A 17,861-nucleotide genomic window follows, 5' to 3' on the forward strand; every position below is an offset into this window, starting at 1 on the left:
TTTTCTAATATTAATCAAGCAAACAACTGTTTAAATATACATTAAAATTAATAACCTAGCAATTTAATCTTTTATAAATGCCCTTTAACGCAGCAATTCAATCAATCTCAACTTTCCCTACCTTTCTTTTTTTGTTAGACTAGGGCACGATTTTGGGGCTGATTCTGGATTCGACGGGATTAGCGAAGCCCAAGGTGCACGTCGAGGTGCGGTAGGCCTCGTAAATAAACCGCAAAAAAATAGTCGCAAACGACGAACAATACGCTTTAGCAGCTTAATAACCTGCATTTAGCCTTCGCGCCCTAGCTTCCGCTCGTAAGACGGGGATAACGCGGAGTCAAACCAAAACGAGATCGTGTGGAAGCCACCGTTTGAGGATCGAAGCACTAAATTGAATCAAACTAGCTTAAGTTTAGCGTGTCTGTCCGCATGCTTAAGTGAAATTAAAGACGAGACTAAACGTGTAGTACTGAAGGTAGAGTAATTTCGGACGGGGGTTCAACTCCCCCCAGCTCCACCAAATAACAATCCAAAGCAAACTTATCAAATCCTAAAAGCCCTTGAGAATATTGACTTCAAGGGCTTTTTTATATCCTAAGCGCAAGAGCAATTAGAGAGGAGTATTTATCTTTACTTGCGCAGAATATCGATCCGGCAATCTATCGCCAACAGCAAGAACAAGCGAAACAAAATGAGTTGAATAATACCTATGAGGCGGTGGCGTGGGCGTGGCTTGAGTATCGCAAAACCAAAAAGAACTTTTCAGATAATTATCAAAAAGACGTTATAAGTCTGATCAATCGTTGCTTATTGCCGCACTTTGGCCATTTGCCTATTTCCCAAATTACCGCGTCAATGGCATTAAAGGCATTTAAGCAGTATCAAGACGAAGGGCATTTAGAAAAACTCAAACGGACGATTCAGAAGCATAACGAAATCATCACTTATGCCCTACACTGAGAATTGATCTCTTTTAATCCAACGGCAAATATCGCAAAGGAATTTGACAGCCCAACGGTTGAACATTTTAAAACCCTTAAGCCTGAGGATTTAAGCGAATTTATGTTCACGCTACAAAACGCTCAGATTCACTTACAGACGCGTTATTTGATTTTATGGCAACTGCTCACCATGACAAGACCGAACGAAGCGGCTACGGCGAAATGGGCGGATATTGACGAGAAAAACAGAATATGGACGATTCCGGCAGAGCAAATGAAGCGCGGCATTGAACATAGAATCACGTTATCACGGCAAGCCTTAGCCCTGTTAGGACAAATTAAAAAATTGAGTGGCGGAAAAACTTACCTATTCCCCAGTGTAAAGAACCCGCAATCCCACGTTAATACGCAAACGGCAAATGCCGCGATTAAGCGAATGGGTTATGCCGGTAAATTGGTAGCGCACGGTTTACGCAGTATCGCTAGCACCTATTTAAACGATCAGGGCTTTAATAGTGATTTGATTGAAGTGGCACTATCGCACCTCAATTCAGACCGAGTAAAAACTGCCTATGACAGAGGGGAGAAATTAGAACAGCGATTTAAGCTATTACAGGCATGGGCGGATTTTGTAGAACAATCCTCACAAGGCACTTTGCCGCAATTTCACTTGAAGATTGTGGCTTAGAGACTGATAAAACATGAAGTAAAGTGCGGTCGATTTTGACGGCGTTTTACTGTTTGATAATTTAAAGAATTGGTGCGACTAGGTGCGGCGTAATTAACCGAACCGAAAGATAGTAACCCTTATTGCTATTTGTCGCACTTCTACTAATAAGGGCAACGTTAAGGGACGTTAAAAAATGGCTAAAACCCAACAATATTATAATTCTCGTCCTGAATGTTCTATTATTGATTATGAAGTTATCCCATTACCAGAAGCGGCTCTATTATGGTGTGGTGTAAAATTTGAAGATTTATCAGAAGAAGTTAATTTACTATCAAGAATATCTCAAAGTATTTATTCTCACCCTTATATACCTTGCTTAGAGAAAAAAACAAGAATAATTAACCGTGCAATTAATGAAGGTCGATTAAGAGCAGTTAGAGAGCACGGAGAAGGTGGAGAGGTCGTTATTGATCATCTAGGCAATGTTAAAAAGAATACTAACGGAAGCCCAATTATAGATCACGTTGCTTATGATCGTAGGCACTTTTGGATAGCTGATTTAAAAAATTTTATTTCTGAAAACTATCCAAACGATCGACCTAAAACAATTTTTCACGATGAGGAATTAAAAAATGTAGTAAATTTAGAAGAATATGAACGAATGAGCAAAGAATATCAAAAATTCCTAGCTGAAAATACGAATCTACAAGCAAAAGTGAATGAACTACATACAAAATTATCATCTAAAGAAAGTCAAATTAGAGATCAAGATTTAGCAATGCAATCTTTATCTATTCAACTGCAACAGTCTAAAGCAAGCCAACAAGACGCTGAAGAACGATTAGAAAAAGGTCGTAATGCGTATAGAGAATTGCTAAATAAGCACAATGCGTTATCTGCCAATCCTAACAATAAACTAACCTTAGATAACGCACTTTATTTATTAGGTGAAGTTCTTCTTGCGGTTAAAAATGATAGAAGAAAATGGACGCAAAACGAAATTACCGACAAGATTCTAGAACAACACAAGGTTTAGAGCAACGCACAATTGAAGAGTATTTTGCTAATGCCAACAAGCGAATAAAACCATAATCCACCAACGCCCATTTCAGGGCGTTTTTCATATCTGCTAAAAATCCTTAAAAATCAATCCTATTTTTCGTAACGAAAATATCTTTTTCGTTGCGATGATTCAATATTTTCACTTTTCTACAATCCACTCCGACACAACGAAACCCGAAACGGCTTTAACCATCCCAACCAGTACGGAGTAAACACAATGAATCAATCAGATCGCATTATCCGCCGCCTTGAGACCATGAAAATGTTAGGCGTAAGCAAATCCACCTTTGCCGATTGGCAAAACCCTAAATAGAAGCATTATCGTCCTAACTTTCCAAAGAAAATTCAATTAGAGGTTAATTCAGTCGGTTATCTAGAAAGTGAAATCAACTCTTACATTGCCAAACTGGCAGAAGCAAGAACATAGGAGGGCATTAATGATTATTTCCACCACCAGTAAAAATCGGTCGTTCTTCACGTTGGCGTTATGCCGATGTGATGGCATGGCTTGGTAGTTTCAAACCTGCAGCATAAGGCGGAATTATGGCAATCAATACAACTAGCGTTTATGAACAACAGAAGTTCATTCTACAGTGCTTACATGCACGCCCACATAGTACTAACGAACTACGGGAGCTGGGAATTTACTTCCCACCTGCACGAATTAAGGAACTTAGAGATAAAGGCTTTCATATTGATACTTTTTACCGCAAAGAAAGCGACAGCACTGGCTTACCCCACCGCGTTGGCGTGTATGTACTTCACGAAAATTGAGATATTATAACTAAATCTTTTCTAAATCAACATGTGATTTAAAAAAGATTTAAAAAAATCTTATGAGGAAATCAAAAATGAAAGAATGGTACTCGGCAAAAGAGTTAGAAGGGCTAGATGGATTGCCTGCTCAAGCAACAAATATCACTCGCAAGGCAAAAAATGAAAATTGGAAAATGCGCGAAGCCAAAGGTATAAAAGGCGGTGCGTTTGAATATCATATAAGTTCATTTCCTGATGTAACGAAAAATGCATTGGGCTTTACTAACGACACGGTGCGCGTCGTTAATCTGCATGAACCTTTGGAAAAAAAGACTATCCGAGTAGAAATTTTGGATATTGAAGCCAGTGCAGGAAATGGTACGTTTTTAACCCGTACAGAACAGGGCTTATTGGCGCAAGAGTTCGACTTGGATTTCTTCCGTCGCCAATTTGGGCGCACCGATACTAAAAATTTAAAAATTATTGCGGTGAAAGGCGATAGCATGGCGCCGACATTGGAAAGCGGCGATTTACTTTATGTCGATGTATCAGAAAATTATTTCAGTGCCGATGGGCTTTATGTGTTCACGTTTGATGATCACACATTCATTAAACGCTTGCAAAAACGTGGTCGTGAAATGTGGGCGATTTCTGATAATAAAGAAGAGTATAAAGAGTGGGAGATAAAACAGGATGATCCTGTCTATATTCACGGACGCGTGGTGTTTAGTTTGCCGATGAAGATGAAGAAGTGGTGATAAAATGACGGGATTTCTAGCATTTTTAGTTTTTGTAGCAGCGACTTACGGCTTTTATTATATTTTCCGCCTAAAAGCCGAATGAACTCGATTGGCTTCAGCGCCTCCTGCGGTGATTCTTGGTTGGTTAGCCACGGGGTTGTTTTATGCCTTAGCCACAACAGAGCATTATTTTAGGGGCTGACGTAGATTAGCAAGTGTGCTAGTCTATAAAAATGAATATAACTCATTGTAAATTAAAGAAATTTATACAAAATAAGCTCCTTGAGTTTTTTGTATTAGAAATTACAGCCTGAGCAGCGGCTGATTTACTCGGTATCCAAGCCAATTCAGCGATTTTTTTTACAGAAAAATTCGTGAAGTCATTAGCTATCATTTAGCCCTTGAAGCCGATGAGGTTGTTGATGGTCAAATTGAGCTTGATGAAAGCTATTTTGGCAGTCATCGTAAAGGAAAACGAGGTCGAGGCACAGCAGGAAAAGTTGCTGTATTCGGTTTGTTAAAGCGACAAGGAAAAGTATTTACGGTGGTGGTAGAAAATACCAGAACAGAGACATTAATGCCTGTTATTGTTAGAAAAATCAAGCCTGATAGCAGGGTTTATACCGATACTTATCGAAGCTATGATGCTCTTGATGTTGGCAATTCATTGATACTTAAACCATCTTTTACAAAGTAGCGTCCGCATCCATATGTGTACCGCAATGATTTGGTATTTTAGAGATAAAACTGCTAAATGGTATTATCTCATTTATATCAGTACAACGTATTACTTCAACGACAGGTTCGTCAGGTCAATCTAAATCATTTGGATCTAATGGGTGTGATAAATATATAAACATCATTGATTTCCTTATCTACGTTTTTGGTGTAATAACCATTGTATCACTTCAGGGCTGTTAAATACCGCATCCCATGTATTATGCGCATTATCATTTGCAATACCATTGTCACCCACTTTTTCTGTAGTAAATTCAGTATATTTGACATTTGGTGCATGAAGCTCTTTCAGGATGTTTACGTTAATTCGTGAGCCTTCAACTGGAGAGATTTTATCTTCTTTGCTGTGGAAGAACCACATAGGGATATCCTTAATGGAAGAAAGATTTTCTTTTGTTGCATTACCATCGACCCATTCATACGTATAAGCTTCACGCCCACTCATTAATAATGCACCAGCAAAAAAGTGCGGTCGAGTTAATAAGAGTTTTACTGCACCTTCAGAACCACGAGATAATCCCACTAAATAAATACGTGTTTTATCAATTTGTGGATATTGCATTAAAGTTTCATCAATTATTTTTAATACAAGATCTCGACGGTTTTCCGTTTGCCAATGGATACCACCTTGATGCCCTTTTGTAATATCATCAAAAGGATCAAAAACACTTTGATATTGCGGTGCTAACACGACACCTTCTTCATATTGTAAGGTTGAAATAGCGCCCTTACTTGAAAGCAAATGTGCTATATTATCCGCCCCTACTTGCCCTGAACCATGAAGAAAAATGGTTAAAGGATAAGTTTTTCCTGTTTCAAAATGTGGTGTAAAAATTCTGTAATTTAGAAAATTAGCTTTATCTTTCAAATAAACACTTTTCACTGCAAATTGATCAAGCCAAGGTGTTTTAACATGCTCCAAAATAGCAGGTTGCATTAGCTGGATTTTATCTAAGGTTTTACCATTAGTCAGTTTCAAATACCCAATTTGATTAATTTGATAAATTAACTTTTCACCATAATATTGAGGGACTTTGTTGATTTGTTTTTTCTCAATCACAATCACATTACCATCTTTATCTCTTCCTTTGAATTGCATAGATTGATTATTTTCAGTCTTAAGGCTATAAAGATCGGCATTCTTGTCTTGATTATCTAATTCAATAATGACAAATTTACCTATTTTAGGTTGAGCAGATAATGTTGGTTCATTATTTACATAAGCACGTAAAATAGTACGTGGTATAAATTCTTCTCCATTAAGTGCGGTAGAAATTTGATAAGTTTTTCGAAGATCAGAACCTGAAAGTATATTATCTTCATATTCTAATGCTACAGCATTAACCTTTTGACCTTGTGCGGTGATTTCAGCTAAAAGTGTTACTTGAATTGGTTTTATATTTTTAAAAACCTTATCTTGAGCCAAAACATGAAATGCTGCTAGAAGAGAAAGTAGAATGCATATTTTTTTTAACATCATATTCTCCTTAAAATGAAATCCCCATAATATTTTTATCATGGGGATATTTTCTGGCTTAGAGATTTTTATTCTGAAGTTTGATATAGAATAAAATGCTGGCTAACACGACAACAGGGAAAAGTAGATCAAATACAGAGCCATCGTTGCCAAAAATCAAGTTAGCAAGAATTACTGAAATACCACCAATCCCCCAAGCAATCGTGGTTGGTACAGACCAAACGACCATTTGTTTTTTCACATCATTAATTCCCATCATACGGTTAACCACCCAGAATAAACTATCATTGAAATAACCAAAGAAAAGCGATCCCATGGTAGCAGCTTGAGCGGCCAATAGCATATTGACACCGGGTATTTGCGTAAGGATTGGGGCTGAAATTGAAGCAGCGGTAATCATTGCAACCGTACCTGAACCTTGAATAAAACGCACTAAAGTCGATACGATAAATGGAATTAAAATTGGTGAAATAGGTAAGTTTGCGATCTGTTCTGCTAATTGTTTTCCAGCACCACTATCGCGTAATACCGCACCTAATGCACCACCCGCACCTGTTACTAATAAGATAATACCAGCTGTTTTAACACCTTCTTCAAGATGAAGTGCAGTCGTATTTTTATCGGCTTTTGGTAATAATGTGTAAACAGAAATTAATACGCTTAATGCTAAAGCAATAACAGGGTGACCAAGGAATGAAACGATTTGATAAGGTATACTTGTCAATGCTTCAGGTACATCTTTAACGAATAAATGTACAACTGCTTTAATAAAGATTAATATTATTGGTAATACAATTGGTAGTAAAGAAAGCCCTAAACTAGGAAGTTCTTTTTTCTCACGACTTTCAATATAACTATCATATTTTTGTTTTAATTCTTCTTCCGTGAACACTTCTTGATTAAAGTTAGGGTATTTTTTATCTAACCATTTAGCATACAGAACTATTCCTACAACAGGCAAGACAGCCATACACACTCCAGTGAGTAACATTGCACCAATATCTACACCAAATAACCCAGCTACTCCCAATGGACCTGGTGTTGGTGGAACGGTGTGGTGTGTCACAACCAAGCCACCAGCCAAAGCAACGCCTAGAGTTAATAATGAGCGTTTACCATTTTTTGCGAGAGCTTTTGCTACTGGATAAAGGATAACAAATGCAGAATCTACGAAAATTGGAATACTCACTACGTAACCTGTAATGGCTAATGCCCATTCTTCTTTTTTCTGACCTAGCATTTTGATAAAACTATATGCCATTTTTTCTGCCGCACCAGAAACTTCTAAGACGCTACCCATCATTACACCAAGTCCGATAACAATCCCAATACTACCTAGTGTGCCACCAAATCCTTTTGTGATGGAATTTAAGGTTTCATCAGCTGACATACCACCTACTAAACCCGCAATTGAAGCTGCAATTAGCATTGCGATGAAAGCATGAACTCGCGTTCTTAAGACGAGAAAAACGAGAACAAATACAGCGATTAATAATCCAATAATTGGAATAGGTAAGCCAAACATAGTGCCTCCTACATATCATATTCAATAAACTGTTGGATAACATTTTGGAAATTGCTATCCACTTTGAAACCAAGAGCTAATGCCTGGGTGTTATCAATTCTTGCAGGCCAACTAGCAACGATATTGTTAATGCTTTCATCAAACTCAAATTTAATATGTTCTAAAATTGCTTCACCTTTTACTTGAGTGAGATCAGATAACATTTGTTTTACGGTAACACTAAACCCTGGAAGATTAATAGTATGCCAACTACGCAATGGAAGTGATGGAAGTTGTAAAGCATGAATAAAGTTTGCAACTACTGTATTTGGGCTAGATAACCATAAACGTAATTCTTCCGATACGGGACACACAGCATCCTCCCCATGTAGAGGTTCACGCATAATACTGCTAACAAATGAGGATGCAGCTTTGTTTGGTTTGCCTGGTCGAATACAAATGGTTGGTAAACGAATAACAATACCATCTACAAAACCTTTTCGTGAGTAATCATTAATCAGCAATTCACACATTGCTTTTTGTGTACCATAGGTAGATTGCGGTGTGAATGCTGTACTGTCTAAAATAGTTTCAGGTAGTTCTCCACCAAATATGGCTAAAGAACTAGAGAAAATAAACCGCACTTTAGGATTATTTTTGCGACAAATTTCAAGGATATTTCGTGTTGCTAAGAAATTAATTTCATAACCTAAATCAGGATCTTGTTCTGCATGACTACTTACGATAGCTGCTAAATGAAAAATAGCATCCGTTTCTTCAGTAATTAATTCATCTAATCCTGTTGGATAACGTAAATCCATTTCATAACATCGAACACGAGGATCATTATTTGGCGCAATAGGCTTAACAACATCAATTAAAATTAAATCATCAATATGAACATCATTCTGGGCTAATAGCGTTTTGGCTAAACGTTGTCCTAAGAACCCTTGTCCACCAGTAATTACAACTTTCATTGTATCCTCCTTAGATAATATATGTTTTTAAAACCGCAGTTAAATTTAAGAATATTTATTTATACTTCTGAAACCAATCCAATCCCGCTACGGTTTCACCACGTGGTTTATATTCACAGCCAACATAGCCTGTATAACCGATTTCATCTAGTTTATCGAAGATATATTGGTAGTTAATTTCACCTTCGTCTGGTTCGTGGCGTGCTGGTACGGAAGCGATTTGTACATGGGCAAATTTACCGTTTAACTTATCGGTTAAACGAGAGAGATTACCGTCAACATTTTGGGCATGGAAGTAATCCAGTTGAACAAAAACGTTATCGCGATCTACCAATTCTACGATGTCCAACGTGTCATATTGGCTTTTTAAGAAATAGTTAGGTTTAACTTCAGGACTTAACGCTTCCAAACAAATATTAATACCGTGTGGTTTGAATTTTTCAGCAGCATAACGAATGTTTTCTACAAAGGTCTGTTTGTAATCTTCACGATTTGCACCTTCGGGAACAACTGCCGCCATAATATGAACTGTTGGGCAGTTTAAAGTAATGGCATACTCAAGGGCTTGATCAATATGTTGACGAGCTTCAGCTTCGCGTCCGGGAGTCGCCGCAATGCCCCATTCGCCTTTGGTCACATCGCCTGCAGAAGTATTAAATAATACTTGGGTCAAACCATATTGATCGAGTTTGGCTTTTAATTCTTTAGCGGGGTAATCATAAGGCCATAAATATTCCACGTATTTAAATCCAGCGTTAGCAGCAACTTCAAATCGCTCTAAAAATGGTACTTCATTAAACATCATGGTTAAATTAGCTGCAAATTTAGGCATAATTATTTTCCTCTGTGTTCCAAATCTTTAATTTCGTCATCTGTGAGATAACGGATTTTTTGTCCTTTCAATATGAAGAATAATTTTGCGGTTTCTTCTAACTCTTCTGTATTATCTGCCGCATCAAGCAAGTCTGAGCCAGTGACAACAACACCATGATTAGCGAGTAAGAAGGCTTTGCCTGTTAAAGCTCTGTTACTTAATTCTTCTGCAATCTTTGGTGAACCCGGTCTATAGTAGGGAATAACTTGCATTTTTCCCACGCGCATTACGTAATATGGTGTAAATGGCTCTATAGCATTATTAGGATCCAAATTATCTAAGCAAGAAAGTGCGGTCAAATAGGTACTATGTAAATGCACAATGGCTTTGCACTCAGGATTTTTCTTGTACATAGCCAAATGAAATACTGCTTCTTTCGATGGTTTATCGCCCCCTAAAAGATTACCTTCCATATCCAATACAGATAAACGTTCTACACTTAACCGACCGAGTGAAGAACCTGTAGGGGTCACTAACACACGATTGTCATCTAAGCGAACTGATAAATTACCTGCACCGCCCACGGTGTAACCTCGCTCATAAAAAGAACGTCCGAGCTGCACCATTAATTCTTTTTGTGCTAAATCCGTCATAGGAACATTCCTTGTGCATATTCAAAAAAGTCTTCTTTGCCGAAATTGCCTGATTTAAGCGCAAGGAAAATATCTTCTTCTACCGCTTTTAACCAAGGCACACCCGGGGCAATTTGTTTACCAATATGGAACCCAGTAAAACCAAGTTCTTGCACCACAATGCTAGAAGTTTCTCCACCTGCATTAATAAAGTTTGTTACGCCATATTGTTTTAACTTCGCGGCTAATTTAGCAAACGTGTTTTCAATAGCATGGCTGGCTTGATCCACACCAAATTGATGTTGAATCGCTTTTAATGCATCTGGTGGCACTGTTGCATAGACCATAGGGGCAAATTCGCTATCGAGATTTGCTATCACCCACTGATAAAGTTGTTCTATATAATTTTCATTATGGATGGCTTGCTCAACATCGAGTTGAAAGTGCGGTGCTTTTTCACGATATTTTTCCACTTGTTTATTGGTCATTACTGAGCAAGACCCTGAAAGCACCACAGTTTTACCTTTAGTTGGCGTAAAGGCATTGGTGCCTTTTTTGCCACCACTTAAACGTGCAGCCATATAAGCTCCTAAGCCTGAACCGCCTGTCACCAATTTGAAATCCGCCACTGCTTCAGCAAGTACTTCCAACTGCGAATTATCCACGGCATCAACAACCGCATAACGGTAGCCTTGTGCTTTTAATTCCGCAAAGCGCTCTTGCACACGCGAAGCCCCTTTAATCACATCAGAATACGCCACCAAACCAGTTTTACCTTTGGCTTGTGCATCCATTAAACGCATTAAATTAGCATCAGTCATTGGCGTAATCGGATGATTTTTCATGCCTGATTCACTTAAGAGCAGATCACTTACAAATAAATAACCATTAAAAATGGTGCGACCATTCACTGGAAGTGCCGGTGTAATAACGGTGAAATCTTCATTTAATTCATCTAGTAAAGCATCCGTGACAGGACCGATATTGCCTTTCGCTGTGCTGTCAAAGGTGGAACAATATTTAAAATAAAATTGTGTACAACCATTTTCCTTTAACCATTGATAAGCCCTCAATGACTGTTCAATGGCTTGATTTACAGGGTTGGAACGTGATTTTAGACTGATCACAATGGCATCTACTTTGCTGTTTAACGATTGTGTTGGAACACCGTTCATTTGCACCGTACTTAAGCCATTTTCAACCAAAAAACTGGCGATATCGCTTGCGCCTGTAAAATCATCTGCAATAACACCTAACATCGCTACGCTCCTTTTTTCGGTAAGTTAACACCACTAAAAATTTTAATCACTGCACTATCATCTTCTTTACCATAACCCGCATTGCTTGCCTCAGTGAACATAGAATAGGCTGTGCTTGCCAAATGAAGTGGGAAATGAAGTGATTTTGCAGTGTCATTAACTAAGCCTAAATCTTTCACAAAAATATCAACCATAGAAAGCGGCGTATAGTCACCTTCTACTACGTGTTTCATCCGGTTTTCAAACATCCAAGAGTTACCAGCTGCATTGGTCACAACATCATACATAACATCAAGTGGAATACCCGCTTTTGAGGCAAGAGCCATAGCTTCCGCACCTGCTGCAATATGTACGCCGGCTAATAATTGATGGACGATTTTCACCGTTGCACCTAAACCAATTTCTTCACCAATGTTATAAACTTTTGCCGCAGTGGCATCTAAAACAGGTTGTAACAACTCAAATGCTTGTTTTGAACCCGATGCCATAACAGTCATTTCACCTTTTAATGCTTTAGCTGCACCACCAGAAACAGGTGCATCTAACATAATCAAACCTAATTCTGTTAATTTTTGTGAAATTATTTGAGCATCTTGAGCCGCCATGGTAGAAGAAACCATCACCGCTGTACCTGCTTTTAATTTTTTAGCAATACCATTTTCGCCAAATAATACTGCGTTAGCTTGGGCTGCATTAACCACTAAAATCACTACAGCATCAAGTTCGTGAGCGAAGTCATAGCCATTTGCCGCTACAGCTTTTGCACCTGCCGCTTTTAGTTTTTCAAGTGCAACTGGGTTTAAATCAATACCATAGGTCGTTAATCCTGCATTAATGCAAGATACCGCTGCGCCCATACCCATAGAACCAAGACCAATTACTGCGACTGAATAATTTTGATTTTCCATTTTTAATCTCCCAATAGCTCTTAACTAAATTTATCTGTATATTAGCCGATACAATAAATTAAATCTGAGATCTAGATCACAGAATGATAAAAAATGTTATTTTTTGTTAATTTTGGTGATAAAACGTTATGAGCTCATAATCTGATTTGAAATCAGGTATGGAGAAAAAGATGATTCCTGCTGAACGGCAAAAGACATTATTAAACTTAATTAGTAAACAAGGCGTTATTAGTATAAATAACTTAGTCAATATCTTAGGCGTATCGCATATGACCGTACGTCGTGATATACAAAAGCTCGAAGAGGATGGAAAAGTCATCTCTGTTTCGGGGGGGGTTCAATTACTTGAACGTTTATCCAGTGAACCAACACATGACGATAAATCATTACTAGCAACGACTGAAAAGACGGCTATTAGTAAAAAAGCAGTTGAGTTAATACAAGAACATTCCACTATATATCTAGATGCTGGCACGACAACACTTGAAATCGCAAAACAAATCGCTAATCGAAACGATCTACTTGTAATTACTAATGATTTTGTTATTGCCCATTATTTAATGGTCAATAGCCAATGTAATATTATGCATACTGGTGGGCTCATTAATAAATCAAATCGTTCCTCTGTGGGAGAATTTGCTGCCCAATTTCTACATCAAATTTCAGTTGACATTGCGTTCATCTCGACTTCATCTTGGAATTTAAAAGGGCTAACCACGCCTGATGAGCAAAAAATTCCTGTCAAAAAAGCTATTATCCAATTTAGTCAAAAAAATATCCTTGTTACTGATTCATCCAAATATGGCAAAGTAGCAACATTTCTACTATATCCACTTAGTTCACTAGATACGATTATCTGTGATAAAGGATTACCCGAAAATGCTCAAGCTAGAATCGCTGAAATGAATGTTGAATTATTTTTAGTATAAAATAAAGGGGCTGACGTAGATTAGCAAGTGTGCTAGTCTATAAAAATAAAGATAACTCATTGTAAATTAAAGAAATCTATACAAAATAAACTCCTTGAATTTTTTGTATTAGAAGTGACAGCCCGAGCAGCGGCTGATTTACTCGGTATCCAAGCCAATTCAGCGATTTTGTTTTACCGAAAAATTCGTGAAGTCATTAGCTATCATTTAGCCCTTGAAGCCGATGAGGTTTTTGATGGTCAAATTGAGCTTGATGAAAGCTATTTTGGCGATCATCGTAAAGGAAAACGAGGTCGAGGCGCAGCAGGAAAAATTGCCGTATTTAGTTTGTTAAAACGACAAGGAAAAGTATTTACGGTAGTGGTAGAAAATACCAAAACAGAGACATTAATGCCTGTTATTGTGAGGAAAATCAAGCCTGACAGCTGGGTTTATACCGATACTTATCGAAGCTATGATGCCCTTGATGTGAGCAAATTTCACCACGAACGAATCAATCATTCCGAACTATTTGCGGTGAAACAAAACCACATAAATGGAATAGAAAATTTCTGGAGTCAGGCGAAGAGAATCCTCCGAAAATATAATGGAATCGACCGAAAAAACTTTCCTTTATTCTTGAAGGAATGTGAATTTCGGTTTAACTTTGGATTACCAAAAGAACAGCTTAAAATATTGAGAAAATGGCGTGGTATTTAGGGCTAATCTACGTCAGCCCCTTACATTATCTTGGCAAAGGGTATCATTGGTGGGATTGAACGTTCGGTAAAATATTTAATGCCACTGCTATTTATCTTCTTAATTGGAATGGTTATTCGCAACGTAACATTACCGGGCGCAATGGAAGGCATTACATTCTATTTAAAACCAGATTTCAGCAAAATTACGCCACAATTATTTATCTTCGTTTTAGGTCAAGTCTTCTTCGCATTAAGTCTTGGTTTTGGTGTATTAATTACCCTTTCCAGTTACCTCAATAAAGAAGAAAACTTAATCCATACTGCAGTGATTACAGGTTTCACCAACACAATTATCGCCGTACTTGCTGGCTTTATGATTTTCCCCTCACTTTTCACTTTTGGAATTGAACCAAACGCAGGGCCAACATTAGTATTCCAAAGTTTACCTATCGTATTTTCTCACTTATGGGCAGGTAAATTCTTTGCGATTATCTTCTTCGGCTTATTATTAATTGCTGCTCTAACGACTTCCATCACAATTTATGAAGTAATCATCACGGCATTGCAAGAAAAACTCAGAATGCGTCGTGGTAAAGCCATTATTTTTACGCTTGGAGGGATCTTTCTATTAGGCAATATTCCAGCAATTTTAGGGGATAATCTATGGAAAAGCGTAACCATCTTCGGCAAAAGCATTTTCGATTTCTACGATTACGCCAGTGGAAATATTCTCTTTATGCTGACCGCACTTGGCTGTGCTATTTTCGTTGGTTTTGTATTAAAAGATGAAGCCAAAAAAGAACTTTCTTCAACAAAATATTCAACTTTCATCAAAATTTGGTTTAACTACGTGAAATTTGTTGTCCCCGTGATCATCTTAGTGATTTTTATTAGCAATCTGTTCTAAAAAAGAAAAAACCGAGTAAATGCTCGGTTTTATTTTTTAAAATTTCTACAAAATATTATTAGTTTTAAGCTAATTCCTTGTCTTTCTTTTATTAGCTTTTTTAACCGCACTTTATGCTTGTTTTAGCTTGGTTATTGATATAACAACATATAATTCAATGTAGGGTGGGCGTAAGCCCACGCATTTAATTCAAACAATTATCTTTAGTCATATTTAATTTTTCATGGGCTTACGCCCACGCATTTAACTCAAATAATTATCCTTAGTCATATTTAATTTTTCATAGGCTTACGCCCACGCATTTAACCCAAATAATTATCCTTGTCATATTTATTTTTTCGTGGGCTTACGCCCACCCTACGGGCTTGGTTATTGATATGACAAAGTATAAGTTGCGAGGCCTTCTAATTCTCCACCTTCGATTTTTTTGGAATTATCCAATTTAATTAACTCGGGAGTGAAAGTAATAATATACTCATTTCGTTGTGGAAACTCTCTGGTTAATTTAATTTGGTTTTGAGTGCCTTTTTTAGGGCTGTCAGGTCCAAAACTGATGTAATCACCATTTTTTTGTTTCAGTTTTATGCCAACATTGGCAGTTTGCGCACCGTTATTTTTGTAAATCATTTCAAGTGTATCACTTCTGTTGGTACGATTATTTGCATCGGTAAATACGATCCACGGGTTAATATAAGCGTTTGAACCGCAGTTTACACGAATATCTACATCACTTGTTTTAATAGGCGTGGTAATGTCTGAACTCTTTTTCGTGCCGAAATCTCGAGTATAATCTGCCACTCCTTTAATATTACAGGTTACTGCAGTAAGGCGTATTGTTACGTTACTGCCGTTGATTGCTGTCCCAGCATCTTCGGTAACTACTGGTTTCGGTCCTGAACGACTGTATCCATTTAAAGAAAATGCCCCGAAATACGAGTTTTGTAATTTGAGATCAATATCTCCGCTTGGAAATTGAAAGCCATGTACTAAATGACTAAGATCAATCGGTGTAATTTCCATTATCGGTGTTATACGTAACTCTGCTGTAAATCCACAACCACTTCTAAATGTATTATCATAATCCTGTATATTATGCCAACCTTGAAGCTGAGAGTTTTCCCCAACCCTTGCAGGCTGACCTGATAAGCTAGATCTAACTCTAAAAGTAAAGCCTAAATAAGGGAATTCTTTTAGCTGAAAAATAGTCTGAGATGTATTACTAATCTTATTCCAAATAGAACTATCTAAATGTAATTCAGAGGAAAAACAGGAATGACTTCTTGAGCTTGATTTTCCTGGGATCCGATAAGTTTCCATTGCAATTTCGTGTTTACCTAAAGCTTGGATCAGTTTTGTCATATCAATAGGTTTTGAAGTCAAAACAGGATTATCTCGTGGAAAAAGATAACGTTCTGTTATTACTTGTTTTTTAGGATAATGTACTACAGACTGCCCACCGGGAAAACGAATACACTGTCCTGTATTGCAATCATTATGCCACTCCCCTACCTTATCCGCCTGCACCTCTTGAGGTATAGCATTGAGAATAATAAAAAGTGCGGTCAATTTTTGAAATGTTTTTACAAATTTATTCATAGAATACCTCAAAGGTCATTTCGCTGGCGACTTTGCCAGCTTTGTCTGAAGATCCAGCGGTTAAAGCATAGAATTTGGCTGTCAGGGTAATGTCAAAAGTGTCTCCATTTGCTTTTGCCCCAAGTTGATTGCCAGTGTATCCACTACCAGTGGAAGTATCTGTCGGTAAGGGTGGTTTTATTATATTAATCACTTTTCCAGCCTCACTGCCGCTTGTGGCAAAAATTTGGATACCAACACTATTTTTATTGCCCGAATCTAGCGTATTTTTTAAATAATATTGAAAGCTTAATCCACCAGTTGTAATTACTTTAAGATCAGCATAAGGCGAAACAAAATAGTATTTCAAGCGATTTGCCTTGTTCGTATTCGGTGTTTCGCCACAATTTCTTACAGAAAGAGTAAAGTCTTTTCCACCAACAGTTGTCCCTACACCTGTAAACTGATGGCTTCTTACCCGCCCTAAATCGACGGTTTTTCCCGCGGTTTCGGTGGTAATATTACATAATCTAGCTGCAAGCACCTTGCCTGAAAAAGTCACTTTGCCTTGATTTGCAGCATAGCCTTGTGGCAAGCCGAATAGCAAAAATAGCACGCCTGCCCATAAGCTCGTTTTTCTCATTTTAACTCCTTGCTTATTCATAAAAGGCAGCAAAAATCACTTCTGCTCGCACATCGCCTGCTTTATCATTTTTGCCACCTGTAATGGCATAAAAGCGTGCTTTTAAAGGCAATTTAAAAGCGTGCTTTTTCCCTATTACAACCTCTGCCCCGAGAGTATCCCCATTCGGGCTTAAAACAAGTGTTTCAGTGGGAGATGACGAGGCATTGTATTTAATTTCAATAGGACTACCTTTTTTGGTTAATAATTGCACACCAACGCTATCTTTATTGGCACCTGTTTCAAGATTTGGTAACACACCTTTGTCTAATAAACTAGGCTTGTTTGTGGTATTCATTAACACAAATTTCAGTTTATTGGTTTCATTGATTAAATCGCCGCACTCTTCCACCCAAAGATCGAAATCTTTTTCGCCTGCGGTATTGTTGGCTGTGCTAAGTTCATTGGCATACACTGTGCCGAGATCAACTTGTTTATTTTCATAGCCACTATGCACTTGGCAAGTACCGCCATTTTTAATCGTTACAGTAAATGTTACCCTACCATCAGATGCAGAGCTAAAAGGTGCCACAAATAACAAGCTGAATAAGCCTATTATTTGGCGGAATAAACCCTGCTTTTTCAATTTTTTCATTGGTTTATCCTCCAT

At 37.7% G+C, this 17,861-nt stretch carries 15 protein-coding genes, 1 other RNA gene and 5 pseudogenes; 10 read left to right on the forward strand and 11 right to left on the reverse strand.

From position 1 onward, the window contains the following. The first annotated feature begins 154 nt into the window (after positions 1-154). The 7 genes and pseudogenes from ssrA to ACPT9C_RS07450 form a co-directional block, all read left to right on the forward strand. Positions 155-520, forward strand: a transfer-messenger RNA (tmRNA) gene (gene ssrA, locus ACPT9C_RS07420). An 80-nt stretch (positions 521-600) separates the two neighbouring features. Next, positions 601-1,629, forward strand: a pseudogene (locus ACPT9C_RS07425) (tyrosine-type recombinase/integrase); the annotation flags it as partial. A 175-nt stretch (positions 1,630-1,804) separates the two neighbouring features. Next, positions 1,805-2,647, forward strand: a complete 843-nt coding sequence (locus ACPT9C_RS07430; protein ID WP_050949266.1) for a hypothetical protein — start codon at positions 1,805-1,807, stop codon at positions 2,645-2,647. Positions 2,648-2,890: 243 nt separating this feature from the next. Beyond that, positions 2,891-3,100, forward strand: a pseudogene (locus ACPT9C_RS07435) (helix-turn-helix transcriptional regulator). 116 nt (positions 3,101-3,216) lie between these two features. After that, positions 3,217-3,447, forward strand: coding sequence for a helix-turn-helix domain-containing protein (locus ACPT9C_RS07440; protein ID WP_050949267.1), 231 nt, complete (start codon positions 3,217-3,219; stop codon positions 3,445-3,447). Positions 3,448-3,524: 77 nt separating this feature from the next. After that, positions 3,525-4,187 carry a helix-turn-helix domain-containing protein gene (locus tag ACPT9C_RS07445; protein WP_080358487.1) on the forward strand — a complete coding sequence of 221 codons (663 nt, stop codon included), beginning with the start codon at positions 3,525-3,527 and terminating at the stop codon, positions 4,185-4,187. A 215-nt stretch (positions 4,188-4,402) separates the two neighbouring features. Beyond that, positions 4,403-4,827, forward strand: a pseudogene (locus ACPT9C_RS07450) (IS1595 family transposase); the annotation flags it as partial. On the opposite strand, the pseudogene ACPT9C_RS07455 reads toward ACPT9C_RS07450, so the two are convergent. From ACPT9C_RS07455 to ltnD, 8 genes and pseudogenes are all read right to left on the reverse strand, one after another. Beyond that, positions 4,827-5,029: pseudogene (locus ACPT9C_RS07455) on the reverse strand (cyclase family protein); the annotation flags it as partial. The pseudogenes ACPT9C_RS07450 and ACPT9C_RS07455 sit on opposite strands and share 1 nt — an antisense overlap. 11 nt (positions 5,030-5,040) lie before the next feature. Then, on the reverse strand, positions 5,041-6,384 hold the full coding sequence (locus ACPT9C_RS07460) for a phospholipase (protein ID WP_050949268.1): 1,344 nt from the start codon (positions 6,382-6,384) through the stop codon (positions 5,041-5,043). Positions 6,385-6,442: 58 nt separating this feature from the next. Then, on the reverse strand, positions 6,443-7,909 hold the full coding sequence (locus ACPT9C_RS07465; RefSeq protein WP_050949269.1) for a GntP family permease: 1,467 nt from the start codon (positions 7,907-7,909) through the stop codon (positions 6,443-6,445). Between the two features lie 8 nt (positions 7,910-7,917). Next, positions 7,918-8,865 (reverse strand): D-erythronate dehydrogenase, encoded by a 948-nt coding sequence (gene denD / locus ACPT9C_RS07470; protein WP_050847019.1) that lies wholly within the window; start codon positions 8,863-8,865, stop codon positions 7,918-7,920. Between the two features lie 55 nt (positions 8,866-8,920). Then, positions 8,921-9,697 (reverse strand): 2-oxo-tetronate isomerase, encoded by a 777-nt coding sequence (gene otnI, locus ACPT9C_RS07475; RefSeq protein ID WP_111695614.1) that lies wholly within the window; start codon positions 9,695-9,697, stop codon positions 8,921-8,923. Positions 9,698-9,699: 2 nt separating this feature from the next. Beyond that, complete coding sequence (locus ACPT9C_RS07480) at positions 9,700-10,332, reverse strand: aldolase (protein ID WP_050949271.1); 633 nt, start codon at positions 10,330-10,332, stop codon at positions 9,700-9,702. Next, the gene (gene otnK, locus ACPT9C_RS07485; protein WP_050949272.1) at positions 10,329-11,570 is read right to left on the reverse strand and encodes a 3-oxo-tetronate kinase; all 1,242 of its coding nucleotides are present in this window, start codon (positions 11,568-11,570) and stop codon (positions 10,329-10,331) included. The genes ACPT9C_RS07480 and otnK overlap by 4 nt, the downstream gene beginning before the upstream one ends. Positions 11,571-11,572: 2 nt before the next feature. Further along, positions 11,573-12,478 (reverse strand): L-threonate dehydrogenase, encoded by a 906-nt coding sequence (gene ltnD, locus ACPT9C_RS07490; protein ID WP_015702001.1) that lies wholly within the window; start codon positions 12,476-12,478, stop codon positions 11,573-11,575. 170 nt (positions 12,479-12,648) lie between these two features. Between ltnD and ACPT9C_RS07495 the strand changes: the two genes are divergently transcribed. The 3 genes and pseudogenes from ACPT9C_RS07495 to ACPT9C_RS07505 all read left to right on the forward strand — a co-directional run. Beyond that, complete coding sequence (locus tag ACPT9C_RS07495; protein ID WP_041175318.1) at positions 12,649-13,407, forward strand: DeoR/GlpR family DNA-binding transcription regulator; 759 nt, start codon at positions 12,649-12,651, stop codon at positions 13,405-13,407. Positions 13,408-13,452: 45 nt separating this feature from the next. Beyond that, positions 13,453-14,106, forward strand: coding sequence for an IS1595 family transposase (locus ACPT9C_RS07500; RefSeq protein WP_118879830.1), 654 nt, complete (start codon positions 13,453-13,455; stop codon positions 14,104-14,106). A gap of 21 nt (positions 14,107-14,127) precedes the next feature. Continuing rightward, positions 14,128-14,994 (forward strand): annotated as a pseudogene (locus ACPT9C_RS07505) (sodium-dependent transporter); the annotation flags it as partial. 369 nt (positions 14,995-15,363) lie between these two features. On the opposite strand, the gene ACPT9C_RS07510 reads toward ACPT9C_RS07505, so the two are convergent. Genes ACPT9C_RS07510 through ACPT9C_RS07520 form a run of 3 tightly spaced genes read right to left on the reverse strand, consistent with a single transcriptional unit; the run spans position 15,364 to position 17,846 of the window. After that, the gene (locus ACPT9C_RS07510) at positions 15,364-16,590 is read right to left on the reverse strand and encodes a fimbrial protein (RefSeq protein WP_050948440.1); all 1,227 of its coding nucleotides are present in this window, start codon (positions 16,588-16,590) and stop codon (positions 15,364-15,366) included. Continuing rightward, positions 16,583-17,212: a fimbrial protein gene (locus ACPT9C_RS07515; RefSeq protein WP_240030870.1), complete on the reverse strand. Its 630-nt coding sequence runs from the start codon at positions 17,210-17,212 to the stop codon at positions 16,583-16,585. The genes ACPT9C_RS07510 and ACPT9C_RS07515 overlap by 8 nt, the downstream gene beginning before the upstream one ends. 13 nt (positions 17,213-17,225) lie before the next feature. Further along, positions 17,226-17,846: a fimbrial protein gene (locus ACPT9C_RS07520; RefSeq protein WP_240030871.1), complete on the reverse strand. Its 621-nt coding sequence runs from the start codon at positions 17,844-17,846 to the stop codon at positions 17,226-17,228. Positions 17,847-17,861: the final 15 nt, after the last annotated feature.

Origin of the sequence: Haemophilus sp. HN_Hi16 (genome assembly GCF_049823435.1) — a bacterium.
In the GTDB taxonomy this organism is placed as follows: Bacteria; Pseudomonadota; Gammaproteobacteria; order Enterobacterales; family Pasteurellaceae; genus Haemophilus; species Haemophilus influenzae_D.

What these genes read in the sequence shown, in the direction of transcription:
- ACPT9C_RS07520 (WP_240030871.1), bottom strand. Translation starts at nt 17,846, where the DNA reads ATGAAAAAATTGAAAAAGCAGGGTTTATTCCGCCAAATAATAGGCTTA.
- ACPT9C_RS07460 (WP_050949268.1), bottom strand. Translation starts at nt 6,384, where the DNA reads ATGTTAAAAAAAATATGCATTCTACTTTCTCTTCTAGCAGCATTTCAT.
- ACPT9C_RS07495 (WP_041175318.1), top strand. Translation starts at nt 12,649, where the DNA reads ATGATTCCTGCTGAACGGCAAAAGACATTATTAAACTTAATTAGTAAA.
- denD (WP_050847019.1), bottom strand. Translation starts at nt 8,865, where the DNA reads ATGAAAGTTGTAATTACTGGTGGACAAGGGTTCTTAGGACAACGTTTA.
- ACPT9C_RS07510 (WP_050948440.1), bottom strand. Translation starts at nt 16,590, where the DNA reads ATGAATAAATTTGTAAAAACATTTCAAAAATTGACCGCACTTTTTATT.
- ACPT9C_RS07430 (WP_050949266.1), top strand. Translation starts at nt 1,805, where the DNA reads ATGGCTAAAACCCAACAATATTATAATTCTCGTCCTGAATGTTCTATT.
- otnI (WP_111695614.1), bottom strand. Translation starts at nt 9,697, where the DNA reads ATGCCTAAATTTGCAGCTAATTTAACCATGATGTTTAATGAAGTACCA.
- otnK (WP_050949272.1), bottom strand. Translation starts at nt 11,570, where the DNA reads ATGTTAGGTGTTATTGCAGATGATTTTACAGGCGCAAGCGATATCGCC.
- ltnD (WP_015702001.1), bottom strand. Translation starts at nt 12,478, where the DNA reads ATGGAAAATCAAAATTATTCAGTCGCAGTAATTGGTCTTGGTTCTATG.
- ACPT9C_RS07440 (WP_050949267.1), top strand. Translation starts at nt 3,217, where the DNA reads ATGGCAATCAATACAACTAGCGTTTATGAACAACAGAAGTTCATTCTA.
- ACPT9C_RS07480 (WP_050949271.1), bottom strand. Translation starts at nt 10,332, where the DNA reads ATGACGGATTTAGCACAAAAAGAATTAATGGTGCAGCTCGGACGTTCT.
- ACPT9C_RS07515 (WP_240030870.1), bottom strand. Translation starts at nt 17,212, where the DNA reads ATGAGAAAAACGAGCTTATGGGCAGGCGTGCTATTTTTGCTATTCGGC.
- ACPT9C_RS07445 (WP_080358487.1), top strand. Translation starts at nt 3,525, where the DNA reads ATGAAAGAATGGTACTCGGCAAAAGAGTTAGAAGGGCTAGATGGATTG.
- ACPT9C_RS07465 (WP_050949269.1), bottom strand. Translation starts at nt 7,909, where the DNA reads ATGTTTGGCTTACCTATTCCAATTATTGGATTATTAATCGCTGTATTT.